Source organism: Macrococcus equi (assembly GCF_047426745.1).
In the GTDB taxonomy this organism is placed as follows: domain Bacteria; phylum Bacillota; class Bacilli; order Staphylococcales; family Staphylococcaceae; genus Macrococcoides; species Macrococcoides equi.
Genome location: NZ_CP179732.1, coordinates 921,388 through 936,119, shown reverse-complemented (window position 1 = coordinate 936,119; position 14,732 = coordinate 921,388). Strand labels below are relative to the sequence as shown.

General features: G+C 39.6%; 10 protein-coding genes and 2 rRNA genes. 4 read left to right on the top strand and 8 right to left on the bottom strand.

Annotation, left to right across the window (positions count from 1 at the left end; genetic code table 11):
- Positions 1 to 70: 70 nt before the first annotated feature.
- From ACMGE6_RS04950 to ACMGE6_RS04935, 4 genes are all read right to left on the bottom strand, one after another.
- Positions 71 to 2,995 (bottom strand): 23S ribosomal RNA (locus ACMGE6_RS04950).
- 236 nt (positions 2,996 to 3,231) lie between these two features.
- Positions 3,232 to 4,783, bottom strand: a 16S ribosomal RNA gene (locus ACMGE6_RS04945).
- Together the 16S and 23S rRNA genes form the textbook arrangement of a ribosomal RNA operon.
- 322 nt (positions 4,784 to 5,105) lie before the next feature.
- Complete coding sequence (locus ACMGE6_RS04940; protein ID WP_414054665.1) at positions 5,106 to 5,957, bottom strand: patatin-like phospholipase family protein; 852 nt, start codon at positions 5,955 to 5,957, stop codon at positions 5,106 to 5,108.
- Positions 5,958 to 6,291: 334 nt separating this feature from the next.
- Positions 6,292 to 6,570, bottom strand: a complete 279-nt coding sequence (locus tag ACMGE6_RS04935) for a hypothetical protein (RefSeq protein ID WP_414054664.1) — start codon at positions 6,568 to 6,570, stop codon at positions 6,292 to 6,294.
- Between the two features lie 196 nt (positions 6,571 to 6,766).
- On the opposite strand from ACMGE6_RS04935, the gene ACMGE6_RS04930 reads away from it, so the two are divergent.
- The 4 genes from ACMGE6_RS04930 (at position 6,767) to phnE (ACMGE6_RS04915) (ending at position 10,140) form a co-directional block, all read left to right on the top strand.
- On the top strand, positions 6,767 to 7,705 hold the full coding sequence (locus ACMGE6_RS04930) for a phosphate/phosphite/phosphonate ABC transporter substrate-binding protein (protein WP_414054663.1): 939 nt from the start codon (positions 6,767 to 6,769) through the stop codon (positions 7,703 to 7,705).
- Between the two features lie 79 nt (positions 7,706 to 7,784).
- On the top strand, positions 7,785 to 8,558 hold the full coding sequence (gene phnC / locus ACMGE6_RS04925; RefSeq protein ID WP_414054662.1) for a phosphonate ABC transporter ATP-binding protein: 774 nt from the start codon (positions 7,785 to 7,787) through the stop codon (positions 8,556 to 8,558).
- Positions 8,558 to 9,337, top strand: coding sequence for a phosphonate ABC transporter, permease protein PhnE (gene phnE, locus ACMGE6_RS04920; protein WP_414054661.1), 780 nt, complete (start codon positions 8,558 to 8,560; stop codon positions 9,335 to 9,337). The genes phnC and phnE (ACMGE6_RS04920) overlap by 1 nt, the downstream gene beginning before the upstream one ends.
- Positions 9,334 to 10,140 (top strand): phosphonate ABC transporter, permease protein PhnE, encoded by an 807-nt coding sequence (phnE, locus tag ACMGE6_RS04915; protein ID WP_414054660.1) that lies wholly within the window; start codon positions 9,334 to 9,336, stop codon positions 10,138 to 10,140. The genes phnE (ACMGE6_RS04920) and phnE (ACMGE6_RS04915) overlap by 4 nt, the downstream gene beginning before the upstream one ends.
- 72 nt (positions 10,141 to 10,212) lie before the next feature.
- Here phnE (ACMGE6_RS04915) and recR read toward each other — a convergent pair whose 3' ends face one another.
- The 4 genes from recR to ACMGE6_RS04895 all read right to left on the bottom strand — a co-directional run bounded on the left by recR (position 10,213) and on the right by ACMGE6_RS04895 (position 14,653).
- Positions 10,213 to 10,809: a recombination mediator RecR gene (gene recR / locus ACMGE6_RS04910; protein ID WP_414045432.1), complete on the bottom strand. Its 597-nt coding sequence runs from the start codon at positions 10,807 to 10,809 to the stop codon at positions 10,213 to 10,215.
- A gap of 1 nt (position 10,810) precedes the next feature.
- Entirely contained in the window at positions 10,811 to 11,131 is a 321-nt protein-coding gene (locus ACMGE6_RS04905; protein ID WP_096077802.1) for a YbaB/EbfC family nucleoid-associated protein, read from the bottom strand.
- A gap of 21 nt (positions 11,132 to 11,152) precedes the next feature.
- Positions 11,153 to 12,811 carry a DNA polymerase III subunit gamma/tau gene (gene dnaX, locus ACMGE6_RS04900; RefSeq protein ID WP_414045431.1) on the bottom strand — a complete coding sequence of 553 codons (1,659 nt, stop codon included), beginning with the start codon at positions 12,809 to 12,811 and terminating at the stop codon, positions 11,153 to 11,155.
- 117 nt (positions 12,812 to 12,928) lie between these two features.
- Positions 12,929 to 14,653: an immunoglobulin-like domain-containing protein gene (locus tag ACMGE6_RS04895; protein ID WP_414054659.1), complete on the bottom strand. Its 1,725-nt coding sequence runs from the start codon at positions 14,651 to 14,653 to the stop codon at positions 12,929 to 12,931.
- Positions 14,654 to 14,732: the final 79 nt, after the last annotated feature.

The following is a 14,732-nucleotide window of genomic DNA, read 5'->3' as shown; positions in this document are numbered from 1 at the left end:
CTTCAAAACTAGATAAACTTAAGAAGAAATATGATGTACCAAACATCACCGTGCAAAAAATCTTATAAAATTGATTAAGTCTTCGATCGATTAGTATTCGTCAGCTCCATACATTACTGTACTTCCACCTCGAACCTATTAACCTCATCATCTTTGAGGGATCTTATAACCGAAGTTGGGAAATCTCATCTTGAGGGGGGCTTCATGCTTAGATGCTTTCAGCACTTATCCCGTCCATACATAGCTACCCAGCTATGCCGCTGGCGCGACAACTGGTACACCAGAGGTATGTCCATCCCGGTCCTCTCGTACTAAGGACAGCTCCTCTCAAATTTCCTACGCCCACGACGGATAGGGACCGAACTGTCTCACGACGTTCTGAACCCAGCTCGCGTACCGCTTTAATGGGCGAACAGCCCAACCCTTGGGACCGACTACAGCCCCAGGATGCGATGAGCCGACATCGAGGTGCCAAACCTCCCCGTCGATGTGAACTCTTGGGGGAGATAAGCCTGTTATCCCCGGGGTAGCTTTTATCCGTTGAGCGATGGCCCTTCCATGCGGAACCACCGGATCACTAAGTCCGTCTTTCGACCCTGCTCGACTTGTAGGTCTCGCAGTCAAGCTCCCTTGTGCCTTTACACTCTGCGAATGATTTCCAACCATTCTGAGGGAACCTTTGAGCGCCTCCGTTACTCTTTAGGAGGCGACCGCCCCAGTCAAACTGCCCGCCTGACACTGTCTCCCGCCACGATAAGTGGCGCGGGTTAGAAAGTCAACACAGCCAGGGTAGTATCCCACCAACGCCTCCACGTAAGCTGACGCTCACGTTTCAAAGGCTCCTACCTATCCTGTACAAGCTGTGCCGAATTTCAATATCAGGCTGCAGTAAAGCTCCACGGGGTCTTTCCGTCCTGTCGCGGGTAACCTGCATCTTCACAGGTACTATGATTTCACCGAGTCTCTCGTTGAGACAGTGCCCAAATCGTTACGCCTTTCGTGCGGGTCGGAACTTACCCGACAAGGAATTTCGCTACCTTAGGACCGTTATAGTTACGGCCGCCGTTTACTGGGGCTTCAATTCGTAGCTTCGCTAATGCTAACCACTCCTTTTAACCTTCCAGCACCGGGCAGGCGTCAGCCCCTATACGTCACCTTACGGTTTTGCAGAGACCTGTGTTTTTGATAAACAGTCGCTTGGGCCTATTCACTGCGGCTCTTCAAGGCTTGCACCCTAAAAAGCACCCCTTCTCCCGAAGTTACGGGGTCATTTTGCCGAGTTCCTTAACGAGAGTTCGCTCGCTCACCTTAGAATTCTCATCTTGACTACCTGTGTCGGTTTGCGGTACGGGCACCTAATTTCTAACTAGAGGCTTTTCTTGGCAGTGTGAAATCAACGACTTCGCTACTATAATTTCGCTCCCCATCACACCTTGACCTTAAGAGTACCGGATTTGCCTAATACTCAGTCTCAGTGCTTGGACGTACATAACCAACAGTACGCTTCGCCTATCCTACTGCGTCCCCCCATCGTTCAAACAATCTTAGGTGGTACAGGAATATCTACCTGTTGTCCATCGCCTACGCCATTCGGCCTCGGCTTAGGTCCCGACTAACCCAGAGCGGACGAGCCTTCCTCTGGAAACCTTAGTCAATCGGTGGACGGGATTCTCACCCGTCTTTCGCTACTCACACCGGCATTCTCACTTCTAAGCGCTCCACATGTCCTTGCGATCATGCTTCGACGCTGCTTAGAACGCTCTCCTACCATTGTCCTACGGACAATCCACAGCTTCGGTAATATGTTTAGCCCCGGTACATTTTCGGCGCAGCGTCACTCGACTAGTGAGCTATTACGCACTCTTTAAATGATGGCTGCTTCTAAGCCAACATCCTAGTTGTCTGGGCAACGCCACATCCTTTTCCACTTAACATATATTTTGGGACCTTAGCTGGTGGTCTGGGCTGTTTCCCTCTCGACTACGGACCTTATCACCCGCAGTCTGACTCCCGTGTTAAATTATTTGGCATTCGGAGTTTGTCTGAATTCGGTAACCCTAGGGGGGCCCCTAGTCCAAACAGTGCTCTACCTCCAATAATCATCACACGAGGCTAGCCCTAAAGCTATTTCGGAGAGAACCAGCTATCTCCAGGTTCGATTGGAATTTCTCCGCTACCCACACCTCATCCGCTCACTTTTCAACGTAAGTCGGTTCGGTCCTCCATTCAGTGTTACCTGAACTTCAACCTGGACATGGGTAGATCACCTGGTTTCGGGTCTACGACCTGATACTCATTCGCCCTATTCAGACTCGCTTTCGCTACGGCTCCACATATACTGCTTAACCTTGCATCAAATCGTAACTCGCCGGTTCATTCTACAAAAGGCACGCCATCACCCATTAACGGGCTCTGACTACTTGTAAGCACACGGTTTCAGGTTCTATTTCACTCCCCTTCCGGGGTGCTTTTCACCTTTCCCTCACGGTACTGGTTCACTATCGGTCACTAGAGAGTATTTAGCCTTGGGAGATGGTCCTCCCGGATTCCGACGGAATTCCACGTGTTCCGCCGTACTCAGGATCCACTCAGGAGAGAACAACTTTTCGACTACAGGGCCTTTACCTTCTATGGCTGACTTTTCCAAAGTCATTCGTCTAAACTGTTCCTTTGTAACTCCGTATTGAGTGTCCTACAACCCCAGAATGCAAGCACTCTGGTTTGGGCTCTTCCCGTTTCGCTCGCCGCTACTAAGGGAATCGAGTTTTCTTTCTCTTCCTCCGGGTACTTAGATGTTTCAGTTCTCCGGGTGTGCCTTCTCATATACTATGTATTCATATATGGATAACATGACATAACTCATGCTGGGTTTCCCCATTCGGAAATCTCTGGATCAAAGCTTACTTACAGCTCCCCAAAGCATATCGTCGTTAGTAACGTCCTTCGTCGGCTTCTAGTGCCAAGGCATCCACCGTGCGCCCTTAATAACTTAATCTGTTATTAATATTGTGATGTCTACATAAATGTAGACGCGCGATTTTTTTAAGAATTCAAAAATGAACTCACTCGGTTTTGCTTGGTAAAATCTTTTATTTCTTCTTACTTTATCTAGTTTTCAAAGTACAATTGAATGTATGGACCATCGGTCCTATAAACATTCAAAACTGAATACAATATGTCAAACGCTATTCCGAAGGAATTTCAAGAATTCCTTTTCCGTAATATCCTTAGAAAGGAGGTGATCCAGCCGCACCTTCCGATACGGCTACCTTGTTACGACTTCACCCCAATCATCTGTCCCACCTTCGACGGCTAGCTCCTAAAAGGTTACTCCACCGGCTTCGGGTGTTACAAACTCTCGTGGTGTGACGGGCGGTGTGTACAAGACCCGGGAACGTATTCACCGTAGCATGCTGATCTACGATTACTAGCGATTCCAGCTTCATGTAGTCGAGTTGCAGACTACAATCCGAACTGAGATTGGTTTTATGGGATTTGCTTGACCTCGCGGTTTTGCTGCCCTTTGTACCAACCATTGTAGCACGTGTGTAGCCCAAATCATAAGGGGCATGATGATTTGACGTCATCCCCACCTTCCTCCGGTTTGTCACCGGCAGTCTCTCTAGAGTGCCCAACTTAATGATGGCAACTAAAGATAAGGGTTGCGCTCGTTGCGGGACTTAACCCAACATCTCACGACACGAGCTGACGACAACCATGCACCACCTGTCACTTTGTCCCCCGAAGGGGAAAGCTCTATCTCTAGAGTTGTCAAAGGATGTCAAGATTTGGTAAGGTTCTTCGCGTTGCTTCGAATTAAACCACATGCTCCACCGCTTGTGCGGGTCCCCGTCAATTCCTTTGAGTTTCAGTCTTGCGACCGTACTCCCCAGGCGGAGTGCTTAATGCGTTAGCTGCAGCACTGAGGGGCGGAAACCCCCCAACACTTAGCACTCATCGTTTACGGCGTGGACTACCAGGGTATCTAATCCTGTTTGATCCCCACGCTTTCGCACCTCAGCGTCAGTTACAGACCAGAGAGCCGCCTTCGCCACTGGTGTTCCTCCATATCTCTGCGCATTTCACCGCTACACATGGAATTCCACTCTCCTCTTCTGTACTCAAGTCTCCCAGTTTCCAATGACCCTCCCCGGTTGAGCCGGGGGCTTTCACATCAGACTTAAGAGACCGCCTACGCGCGCTTTACGCCCAATAATTCCGGATAACGCTTGCCACCTACGTATTACCGCGGCTGCTGGCACGTAGTTAGCCGTGGCTTTCTGGTAAGGTACCGTCAAGGTACGTTCAGTTACTAACGTACTTGTTCTTCCCTTACAACAGAGTTTTACGATCCGAAAACCTTCTTCACTCACGCGGCGTTGCTCCGTCAGACTTTCGTCCATTGCGGAAGATTCCCTACTGCTGCCTCCCGTAGGAGTCTGGGCCGTGTCTCAGTCCCAGTGTGGCCGATCACCCTCTCAGGTCGGCTATGTATCGTTGCCTTGGTGAGCCGTTACCTCACCAACTAGCTAATACACCGCAGGTCCATCTATAAGTGACAGCAAAACCGTCTTTCACTATTGCTTCATGCGAAGCTAAATATTATCCAGTATTAGCTCCGGTTTCCCGAAGTTATCCCAGTCTTATAGGTAGGTTACCCACGTGTTACTCACCCGTCCGCCGCTAACGTCAGGAGTGCAAGCACTCCATCTGTTCGCTCGACTTGCATGTATTAGGCACGCCGCCAGCGTTCATCCTGAGCCAGGATCAAACTCTCCATAATAGTTTGTTTGATAATGCTCTTTGATTGCTTATGGCAATCACTCTTGGGAGTGAACTAAGTTCACTCAAATTATTGGAATTAACGTTGACATATTGTCATTCAGTTTTCAATGTTCATTGTGTTAGTTTTTCTGTCTCACAAGATTTAATTATACTCTCTTGCGATTTGAATGTCAACAACTTTTTTAAAAAGTTTTTTAAGTTGTCTTTCGAAGTGCTTGTCCTGTATGAGTTATCTCTACCGGACAAGATATAACTATACAGGGTTTCAAACACTATCACAAGCGTAAAAATTACACTTTAACCACTTTTTTAAAAGTTTTTTATTTTTCTTCTGATTCCAGCCATTTCTTTATCTCTGAAAGCTTATCTAGTGCATCCTGATAGCCTAAATCATACATTGCAGAGAGTTTATTACGGTCCTTCTCCATACGATCAACCTTTAAATCTTTAGATGGTCTGATAACTATAGCATGTCCACTTTGTTCCTGGTGATCTACATATCGAAGTGTTTCATTGTATAAAGAAGGTCTTTTTTGCATCGCTTCATCTACCTTCTTATAACCTTTTACTTTAAAGTATTTTGACAATCGACTTGAACGTTTTACATATCCTTTAGGACGAGTTAAAACCACTACATTATTAATCATTCCATCTCTTTGTGCTTTCTTTAAAGGAATTGGGTCAGTGATCCCTCCATCTAAAAGCTTCTTCCCATCATATTCTACAATAGGAGCCATCAACGGAAGCGAACTTGAAGCACGAAGTATTGTCATTAAATCTTTTCTTAAATACGCTTTATTGAAATATTCTGTTTCACCTGTCTCACAATTTGTACAGGCAATAACGTATTCGCCATTATATTGAAGAAAGTCTTCCATATTGAAAGGAACATGTTCTCTTGGAATTTCATCAAAGATGAAATCCATTCCAAACATCTCCTTATTCTTAATGTAATTGGATAGAGATAAATAGCGTTTATCATCTAAGAAATCAAGAGACACCTTCTTATTTCGTCCTTTTTGTTTCGACAGATACGAAGCCGCCATATTTCCACCAGCTGATACCCCAATGACATAATTAAATAAAATATCATGTTCTAGAAAACAATCAAGCACACCCGCAGTATAAATACCTCTCATACCGCCACCTTCCAATACTAATCCAGTTGTCATTTTTTATCACCTCATATTTTATAATTATAACAAGTTGCAGAAGTTATTTCTTAGTAATTGTTTACTAAAAAAGAGAACAGAGTTTATCTCCATTCTCTAAAAATAGTTTTAAATCATTTAATATTTATAGATTCAGTGTATTTATTAGTATTCCCTTGCTTTAACCTAATATTTGCATCTCCATAAATACCAGATTTCGTCTTGGCATCGAAAGTAATTTTTGCTGTACCAGCTGCATCAGTAATTAAAGTAAATGCATTACTATAGCCGTATGAATTCCAACTTCCCCCTAAACTGAAAGATCCAATTTGCGTTCCCCCGTTATTATAAATAACTACTTTGAAATATCTTCATAGGTTATCGCCCTGTTTTGTCTTGATTCTTTTACTGTGTAACCTTTACCAGCAAGTCCATGAGCAAAATCAGAAAATGCACCATCAAACACCCAATCTGCCGCTCCTGCAGTTTGTCCATGTGTATTATCAACAAGAATCGACTTACTATTGGAATTAGCAGGATTTATTATAGGTGCTAGGTCCCTATAACTTTCTGCAAAAACATTAGTTGTTAAAGTAAAATACATAAATGATACAAAAAGAAGCTTTCTTTTCATAAATCGATTCCTCACTTTAAATAATATTTTTAGAACAATTTAGATATATCATATTAATATTAAAACTAAATTTCTGTTTCATATTTTTACGAATGGTACTTTTAATATAATTTACAAAAACTTTACTTTTTATCCTTTCAAACTTTGTTAATATAGGTACTGTAATCAATTCACACTTTTAAAAGGAGATTTTAGAATGTTCAAAAACACAATTAAAACAGCTGTTCCAGTTATCTTAGCAGCTGCTGTATTAGGTGCATGTGGCGGAGATAACTCTAAAGGCGGATCAAAAGAATCAGGTAAAGAATCAGCTGGTTATACTCCAGAAAAGTTAACAGTTCAATTCGTTCCATCTCAAAATGCTGAAACATTAGAAGCAAAAGCAAAACCTTTAGAAAAGTTACTTAAAAAAGAAATCGGTATTCCAGTAGAAGTTTCTGTTTCTACAAACTACAACACAATCGTAGAAGCTATGAAATCTAAAAAAGTTGACGTTGGTTTCTTACCCCCTACAGCTTATGTGTTAGCACATGATCAAAAAGCTGCTGATGTATTACTACAAGCACAACGTTATGGTGTAAATGATGACGGAACACCAACAAAAGAATTAGTCGATTTCTACAAATCTCAATTTATCGTAAAAAAAGATTCAGATATTAAAAGCCTTAAAGATATGAAAGGCAAGAAGATTGCAATGCAAGATGTAACCTCAACAGCTGGTTATGTATTCCCTGCAGTTGAATTAAAGAAAGAAAAAATTGATCCTTTAAAAGATATGGAAGTAACTACAGTTAAAGGTCATGACCAAGCAGTTATTTCATTATTAAATGATGATGTAGATGTAGCTGTTACATTCCAGGATGCACGTAATATCGTGAAAAAAGATCAACCTAACGTATTTAAAGATACAAAAATCGTTAAGTTCACTGAAAAAATTCCAAACGATACTATTGCTGCACGATCTGATATGACAGATGAGTGGAAAAAGAAGTTAACAGATGCATTCATCAAAATCGGTAAAGATAAAGAAGGCCAAAAAATTATCCGAGAAGTATACTCACATGAAGGTTACGTTAAATCAGATGATTCTAAGTTTGATATCATTCGTGACTACGACAAAAAAGTTAAAGAATAATTTAAGCGTTAATAAGAATAATTAAATTAAGCTAAACTCAATTTTGAGTTTAGCTTTTTCTATCAAGAGGAGTGAAACAATGGCACAAATCATTTTTAAAGAAGTAAATAAAGTTTATCCTAATGGTCATGTCGGATTAGACAATGTTAATTTAGAAATCAATAAAGGAGAATTTATCGTAATTGTAGGATTATCAGGGGCTGGTAAATCTACTTTACTGCGCTCTATTAATCGATTACACGAAATTTCTTCCGGGGATATTTCGATTGACGGAGAATCTATCACTCAAGCGAAAGGCAAGAAGTTACTGATGATGCGCCGAAATATCGGGATGATATTCCAAAGCTTCAATTTAGTCAAACGTTCATCTGTTATACGTAATGTATTAAGTGGGCGCGTTGGTTATCACCCAACCTGGAAAATGATTTTAGGACTATTTCCTAAGAAGGATAAGCAAATTGCACTAGAAGCTTTAGATAGAGTTAATATTGTCGAGAAAGCTTATAGCCGTGCAGATGAATTATCGGGCGGACAACAACAACGTGTTTCTATCGCACGTGCATTGGCTCAAGAACCGAAAATAATCTTAGCTGATGAACCCGTTGCATCTCTAGACCCACTCACAACAAAACAAGTAATGGATGACTTGAAACGCATTAATCAGGAGTTAGGTATTACAGTCATCGTCAACCTACATTTTGTTGACTTAGCAAGAGAGTATGCAACTAGAATCATCGGGCTTCGTGCAGGAAAAGTTGTATTTGATGGACCTGTAGAGCAAGCTACAGATGAAGCATTCTCAAAAATTTACGGAAGAGAAATTAAAAATGAAGAGTTGATGGGGGTAAAATGATGAAAAATCCCGAACTCAAATCGACCGGCCATATTAAAGCCGCTTTTTCCTTATTACTTATTTTAGCTTTAATCATCTGGAGTGCCTGGAAAACAAAATTTAGTTTATCTGGACTCGCAATCGGCGCACCTGAAATGATGAACTTAGTAAAAGAAATGCTACCGCCAGATTGGAGCTATTTTAAAGAAATTGTAGATCCTATGTTAGATACGATTCGTATGGCTGTACTAGGAACAACTTTCGGTTCATTGCTTGCAATTCCGGTTGCCTTATTATCTGCAAGTAATGTATTTAAATCGAAATGGATTAATGTACCCGTTCGACTCTTATTAAATATAATACGTACAATTCCCGATTTATTACTCGCATCCATCTTCGTTGCAGTGTTCGGTATAGGTGCACTGCCCGGAATATTTGCTTTGACAGTATTATCATTTGGTATCGTAGCGAAACTCTTCTACGAATCACTGGAAAATATCGATAATGGACCACTAGAAGCAATGACCGCGGTAGGTGCCAACAAATCGAAATGGATTACATTCGGCGTCCTTCCACAAGCGATTGCCCCCTATTTATCATTTGTATTGTTTACATTTGAAATCAATATTCGTGCCGCTGCTGTATTAGGTTTAGTAGGTGCTGGTGGCATAGGGTTATTCTATGATAAAACACTCGGCTACTTTGAATATCCTAAAGTAACAACAATCATTATATTCACCTTACTAATTGTTATGGTGATTGATTATGTTAGTACGAAAGTGAGGGAACATTTACTATGAGTAAAAATTATGATTATTTAAAACCTAAGTCTTCAGTTCCTTCTATAATACGTACTGTATTGATTATCTTTTGCTTACTTGCAATTTATATTTGGGCATTTAGTGGTATGCCTAAAATAGAAATTAAGGAAAAATCATTCGAAATTCTTTCAAATATTTGGGATGGTCTTATACATCCAGATACTGATTATATATATATGCCTGAAGGGGAAGACTTATTACGTGGATTATTAGAAACTTTTGCAATCGCGTTTTTAGGAACGATTATCTCAGCAGTATTATGTATTCCACTTGCCTTTCTATCAGCAAGAAATATTTCAAACCGCTTCCTATCTGAAATTAGTAAATTTATCTTGAGTTTAATACGTGTATTTCCTGAAATTATCATGGCCTTATTATTTATTAAAGCTGTCGGGCCAGGAGCATTTGCTGGTGTTCTTGCTGTAGGGATTCACTCTATCGGGATGCTTGGTAAATTGTTTGCTGAAGATATGGAAAACTTAGATATGGGCCCGTCAGAAGCATTAATGGCAACAGGTGCAAACAAGACAAAAACTTTAATGTTTGCTGTCGTACCACAAATTCTACCTGCATTTATATCTTTTGTTCTGTACCGATTCGAAATTAACCTAAGAAGCGCTTCAATACTAGGACTGATTGGTGCTGGCGGTATAGGTACACCTTTAATCTTCGCCCTTCAAGGCCGTACATGGGATCGAGTAGGCATGATTTTAATTGGTATCGTTATTATGGTTATCATTGTAGATACATTGTCTAGCGCTATTCGTAAAAAATTAGTTTAAGTGCTATCTAATAGAAATTCAACTAGATTATCAAAAAATAAGCATCCTCAAAAATATGAGGATGCTTATTTTTTATATCTCCGTTCTACCCGAGATTGCTTTTGATAGTGTCACTTCATCTGCATATTCTAAATCTCCGCCCACAGGTAAACCGTGCGCCAGACGTGTAGTTTTAATACCGATTGGTTTAACTAATCTAGAGATATACATTGCAGTAGACTCACCTTCGATATTTGGATTGGTTGCAAGTATTAATTCTGTTACTTCTTCATCCTTTAATCGTGTAAGTAAGGATGGAATATTAATATCTTCCGGCCCAACACCTTCCATCGGTGAAATTGCGCCATGTAATACATGATACATGCCTTTGTATTCTCGCATCTTCTCCATTGCGATAACATCTTTTGTCTCTTCGACGACACATATCATAGAACGATCGCGTGTTTTATCACTACATACATAACAAGGATCAGTATCCGTTATATGTCCACATACTGAACAGTAAGTGAGTTCGCGCTTTACATCAACTAATGCCTTCGCAAAATTCATTACATCGTCTTCTTTCATATCTAAAACATGAAAAGCAAGACGACTTGCTGTTTTAGGTCCAATGCCTGGTAATTTCATAAAACTATCGATTAATTTCGATATAGGTGCAGGATAATGCATCTTACATCATTCCTGGAATGTTTAATCCTTTAGTATGTTGTCCTAAACGTTGTGCAGTAACATCATCTGCTTTTGCTAATGCATCGTTTGTTGCAGCTAATACTAAGTCTTGTAACATTTCAATATCTTCTGGGTCTACTACTTCTTCTTTAATAATTACATCTAATACTTCTTTATGACCTGAAACAACAACAGTCACCATTCCGCCGCCTGCAGTTCCTTCAATTCGTTCCTCTTTTAATTTTTCTTGCTCTTCAGCCATTTTCTTTTGCATTTTTTGCATTTGTTTCATCATTTGTTGCATATTTCCGCCACCGCGCATATTCATTTCCTCCTAATAATTTTAATCAATAATATTAATTGCATCTTCGCCAAATAAATTAGCCGCTTCTGATACAATATCAACTTCAGCAGGTTTCTCTTCCTGCTTAGGTTGTTTTCTATTCTCAATATATGTGTGTCTAACCTGTAACCACTGAGAATCTGGTACTCCTACCATTTTAACTTGTTTTTTTATAATTGTGTATACTATCGACTCAATCTGTTCTCTTTTTTCATCATTATTGTTTACCATATCACAATGAATTTCTTCAGCAAATTTAATCAGAACATGTGTGTTGCTCGCTGCAACAGGTTCAGAATGATGTAATAAGCTAACTAAAGAACGCTGACCTTGTGATTCAACATGTGCGAGCAACTCTCCCCAATTTTGTTTAAGGAAGTTAAGGTCTTCGCGATTAGCATTATCAAGAACCGTTTCTATCTGACGCATAGAAAATGCATTTTTGTTCTTCTTTGGTTCCTTTTTCGCTTTTTGAGGTGCCTGTGCTTGAGGTACACCTTGATTCATGCGCGATTCTAATGCATTGATACGCGCTTCTATATGGCTAGTGTCTATCGTCTGATGGGAAGTATCATGACTGATTGGTGTAGCCGTACCTGATTCATTTTGTTTTATTAACTCAGAAAGCTTTACGATTAACACTTCAAAATGCACATTAGCATTTACAGAGAAACGCATCGACACAAGGGTATCGTTAATTTTATCAATCATTTCATAGATGGTTGGCAGTCCAAGAGAATAGATTGCTGATTCTCCTTTTTGATCGGTCGCAAACTCTACAATCACATCGCGCAAGAAATAAATTAAGTCATTCACTAAACGTGTCACTTCTTTGCCATCAGCTAATAACTGATGATATTGTTCAAATGCACCCTTAACGTCATGAACAATAATCTTATCCATGAGTGACATTAAATCATCTCGACCGACGCTACCAGTTACGTTTAGTACATGATCCAACGTTAACTGCGCTTCTCCAAAAGCAATCGCCTGATCCAGGATACTTAAAGCATCACGCATACCACCCTCAGCACTCGTCGCTATAAACTCTAACGCTGCATCTTCATATTCAATACCTTCTTTATTACAAACAAAAGCCAGATGTTCCTTAATATCCGGTAAAGCAATCGCCTTAAAGTCAAAACGTTGACAACGAGAAATAATCGTAGCCGGAATCTTGTGTGGCTCAGTCGTAGCTAAAATAAAAATAGCATGTGCAGGTGGTTCCTCAAGTGTCTTCAATAAGGCATTAAATGCACCTGTCGTTAACATATGCACCTCATCAATAATATATACCTTATACGTCGACTCGCCAGGGGCATATTTTACTTTGTCACGAATATTACGTATCTCATCAACACCGTTATTACTCGCAGCATCTATCTCGATGACATCTGAATTTGTCCCGTTAGTAATAGAAATACATGTCGGACACTGGTTACAAGGTTCGCCTGTTTCACTTTCGGTACAGTTGATTGCTTTTGCAAAAATTTTAGCAATACTCGTTTTTCCTGTACCACGTGGACCATTGAACAAATAAGCATGTGAGATTTTATTTTTTTGAATTGCGTTCTTTAAAGTTGTCGTAACATGCTTCTGTCCCACAACTTCCTCAAAAGACTGTGAACGAAACACACGATATAAAGCTTGATAACTCAAGTGAGTCCCCTCCAACAAATTATTAATCTTATTATAACACTGAACAGAACCTCGTCATATTAATAAGTATATAAAAAAGCCTGAGGAAAAATCCTCAAGCTCTTGTTTAGGAACGAATTATTTAACGACAACGTAACGCGTCTTCTTAGCAGTATTACCTTTGCTATCTGTTGCAGAGTAATAAATTTTATATTTACCTTTTTTACTTGGATTCACTTTACCTTTGTAAGTCACTTTAACAGACTTCTTATCTACATAATCGTAAGCTTTGATCCCTTTAGTGTAAGAGAATGTCTTTTTGTTATATGTTGTGTTTTTCACACCTGTGATAACCGGTGCTGAGTCTACTACAGTCGCAGTGTTTGAAACGTAGATGTAACTTCTTTCTTTACCTTTATAATCTTTTAATTTTCCACCGTTTTTATCATAAATAGCAAATTTAACAGTATAGTTACCAGGCTTAGTAAATGTTACTTTGTTATCTTTAACAGATAATTTCTTTTTGCTTCCTGCAGGTGTAACACTCATAACTTTAATAGTGAAATCTTTATTATTCATTTGAATGTTACTGTTTGGTTGTTCATATAACTCTACATAGACTGGTAAAGTATATTTTTGACCTGCTTTAAATTGGTACCCATTAAATGAAGACATTCCAGGACCGTCAACAACGACTGGTGCCGGTGGTGCTTCAGGTTTTTTAATAAAGTTAATTTCTGCTGTTTGATAGAAATTATCTTTATTAAATGTATATTTAGTAGTTGCAGGATCTACGATGTAACCCTCTTTTTGATAGTATGTTTTAATATCTTTTAACTGATCTGCAGTTAACTTATCCATCACTTCTGAATATTTATTTTCAAAATTAGTTTCTTGTAACACAGTAAAATTCGGAATTGCTGAATCAATAACCTGTCCATCACGTTTTAAAGTGAATGTAACTAATGCTTCACTATATTGATGACCTGGTGTTTGTTTTAATTCTACTTTAGAGAAGTCAGATACTTCTTTTAATGGCTTGTCTGGGTTCGCGAACTCAAATCCTTTAGGTAATACAAGTCCATATTTTGTTAAATCACGTAAAGTATTTACTTCGATATATTTAGTTCCTTCTTCAGGTGTTACAACACCACTTGATACTAATTTACCAGCTGAAGCTGGAAATTGAGTTCTTCCATCTGCAGTTTGGAATTTCACAGTTGTAGTACCTTCTAATGGAATTTTCACAACTGTACCAGCACTCAACAAATCATTTGTAGCTTTTGTAAGTACTTCTAGCTGTTCATTATATGCTTTAGCCGGTGTTGTAGACTTTTTAAATAATGCTTGAGCATTTGTTATTTCTTTGTTTAACGTATCTTGTAATTTCTGCGGCTTATTCGGTGTATCTTTTTGTAGTCTTGCAAGTTTCGCTTTTTGGATTGCTGCTTCCACTTTATCTTGAGCAATACGAATTTCTTTCTTTACAATCACTGGAGCTAATTTTTCATCTAATACTTTACGAGCTGATTTGTATTGATCTACTGTGCTAGAAGCATTTCCTGATACTCTTTCTGCAGAAGAAGTTTGTGTTTTTAAAGCGCTATAATCTAAATCAAACTTCATAACATTGTCATCTTTGTAAGCATCAATGATTTCTTTTGATGTTTTAATAAGTACATCTAATTCAGCTTTCGCAGCTGTTTGTTCTGCTGTTAATGCAGGTGTTACCGTAGTCGTTCCTGTTGACGGTGTTTCTGTTGTAGCTGTTTGAGTAGTATCAGCACTCGCTACCCCAGTCAATAAGGTTGTTGATAATAGTGCAGCTGCGATGCTTGTAGAATAAAGTTTTGTTACTTTCATTAATTCCGCCCCTTTTTATAAAAGTTTTCTATCAACTTCATTATAATCAAATCAATATAAATTATCCATATTATTTACA

Excerpts from the sequence above, each read along its gene's own strand:
- ACMGE6_RS04940 (WP_414054665.1), bottom strand. The coding sequence starts at position 5,957 with ATGACAACTGGATTAGTATTGGAAGGTGGCGGTATGAGAGGTATTTAT.
- ACMGE6_RS04935 (WP_414054664.1), bottom strand. The coding sequence starts at position 6,570 with ATGAAAAGAAAGCTTCTTTTTGTATCATTTATGTATTTTACTTTAACA.
- ACMGE6_RS04930 (WP_414054663.1), top strand. The coding sequence starts at position 6,767 with ATGTTCAAAAACACAATTAAAACAGCTGTTCCAGTTATCTTAGCAGCT.
- phnC (WP_414054662.1), top strand. The coding sequence starts at position 7,785 with ATGGCACAAATCATTTTTAAAGAAGTAAATAAAGTTTATCCTAATGGT.
- phnE (WP_414054661.1), top strand. The coding sequence starts at position 8,558 with ATGAAAAATCCCGAACTCAAATCGACCGGCCATATTAAAGCCGCTTTT.
- phnE (WP_414054660.1), top strand. The coding sequence starts at position 9,334 with ATGAGTAAAAATTATGATTATTTAAAACCTAAGTCTTCAGTTCCTTCT.
- recR (WP_414045432.1), bottom strand. The coding sequence starts at position 10,809 with ATGCATTATCCTGCACCTATATCGAAATTAATCGATAGTTTTATGAAA.
- ACMGE6_RS04905 (WP_096077802.1), bottom strand. The coding sequence starts at position 11,131 with ATGCGCGGTGGCGGAAATATGCAACAAATGATGAAACAAATGCAAAAA.
- ACMGE6_RS04895 (WP_414054659.1), bottom strand. The coding sequence starts at position 14,653 with ATGAAAGTAACAAAACTTTATTCTACAAGCATCGCAGCTGCACTATTA.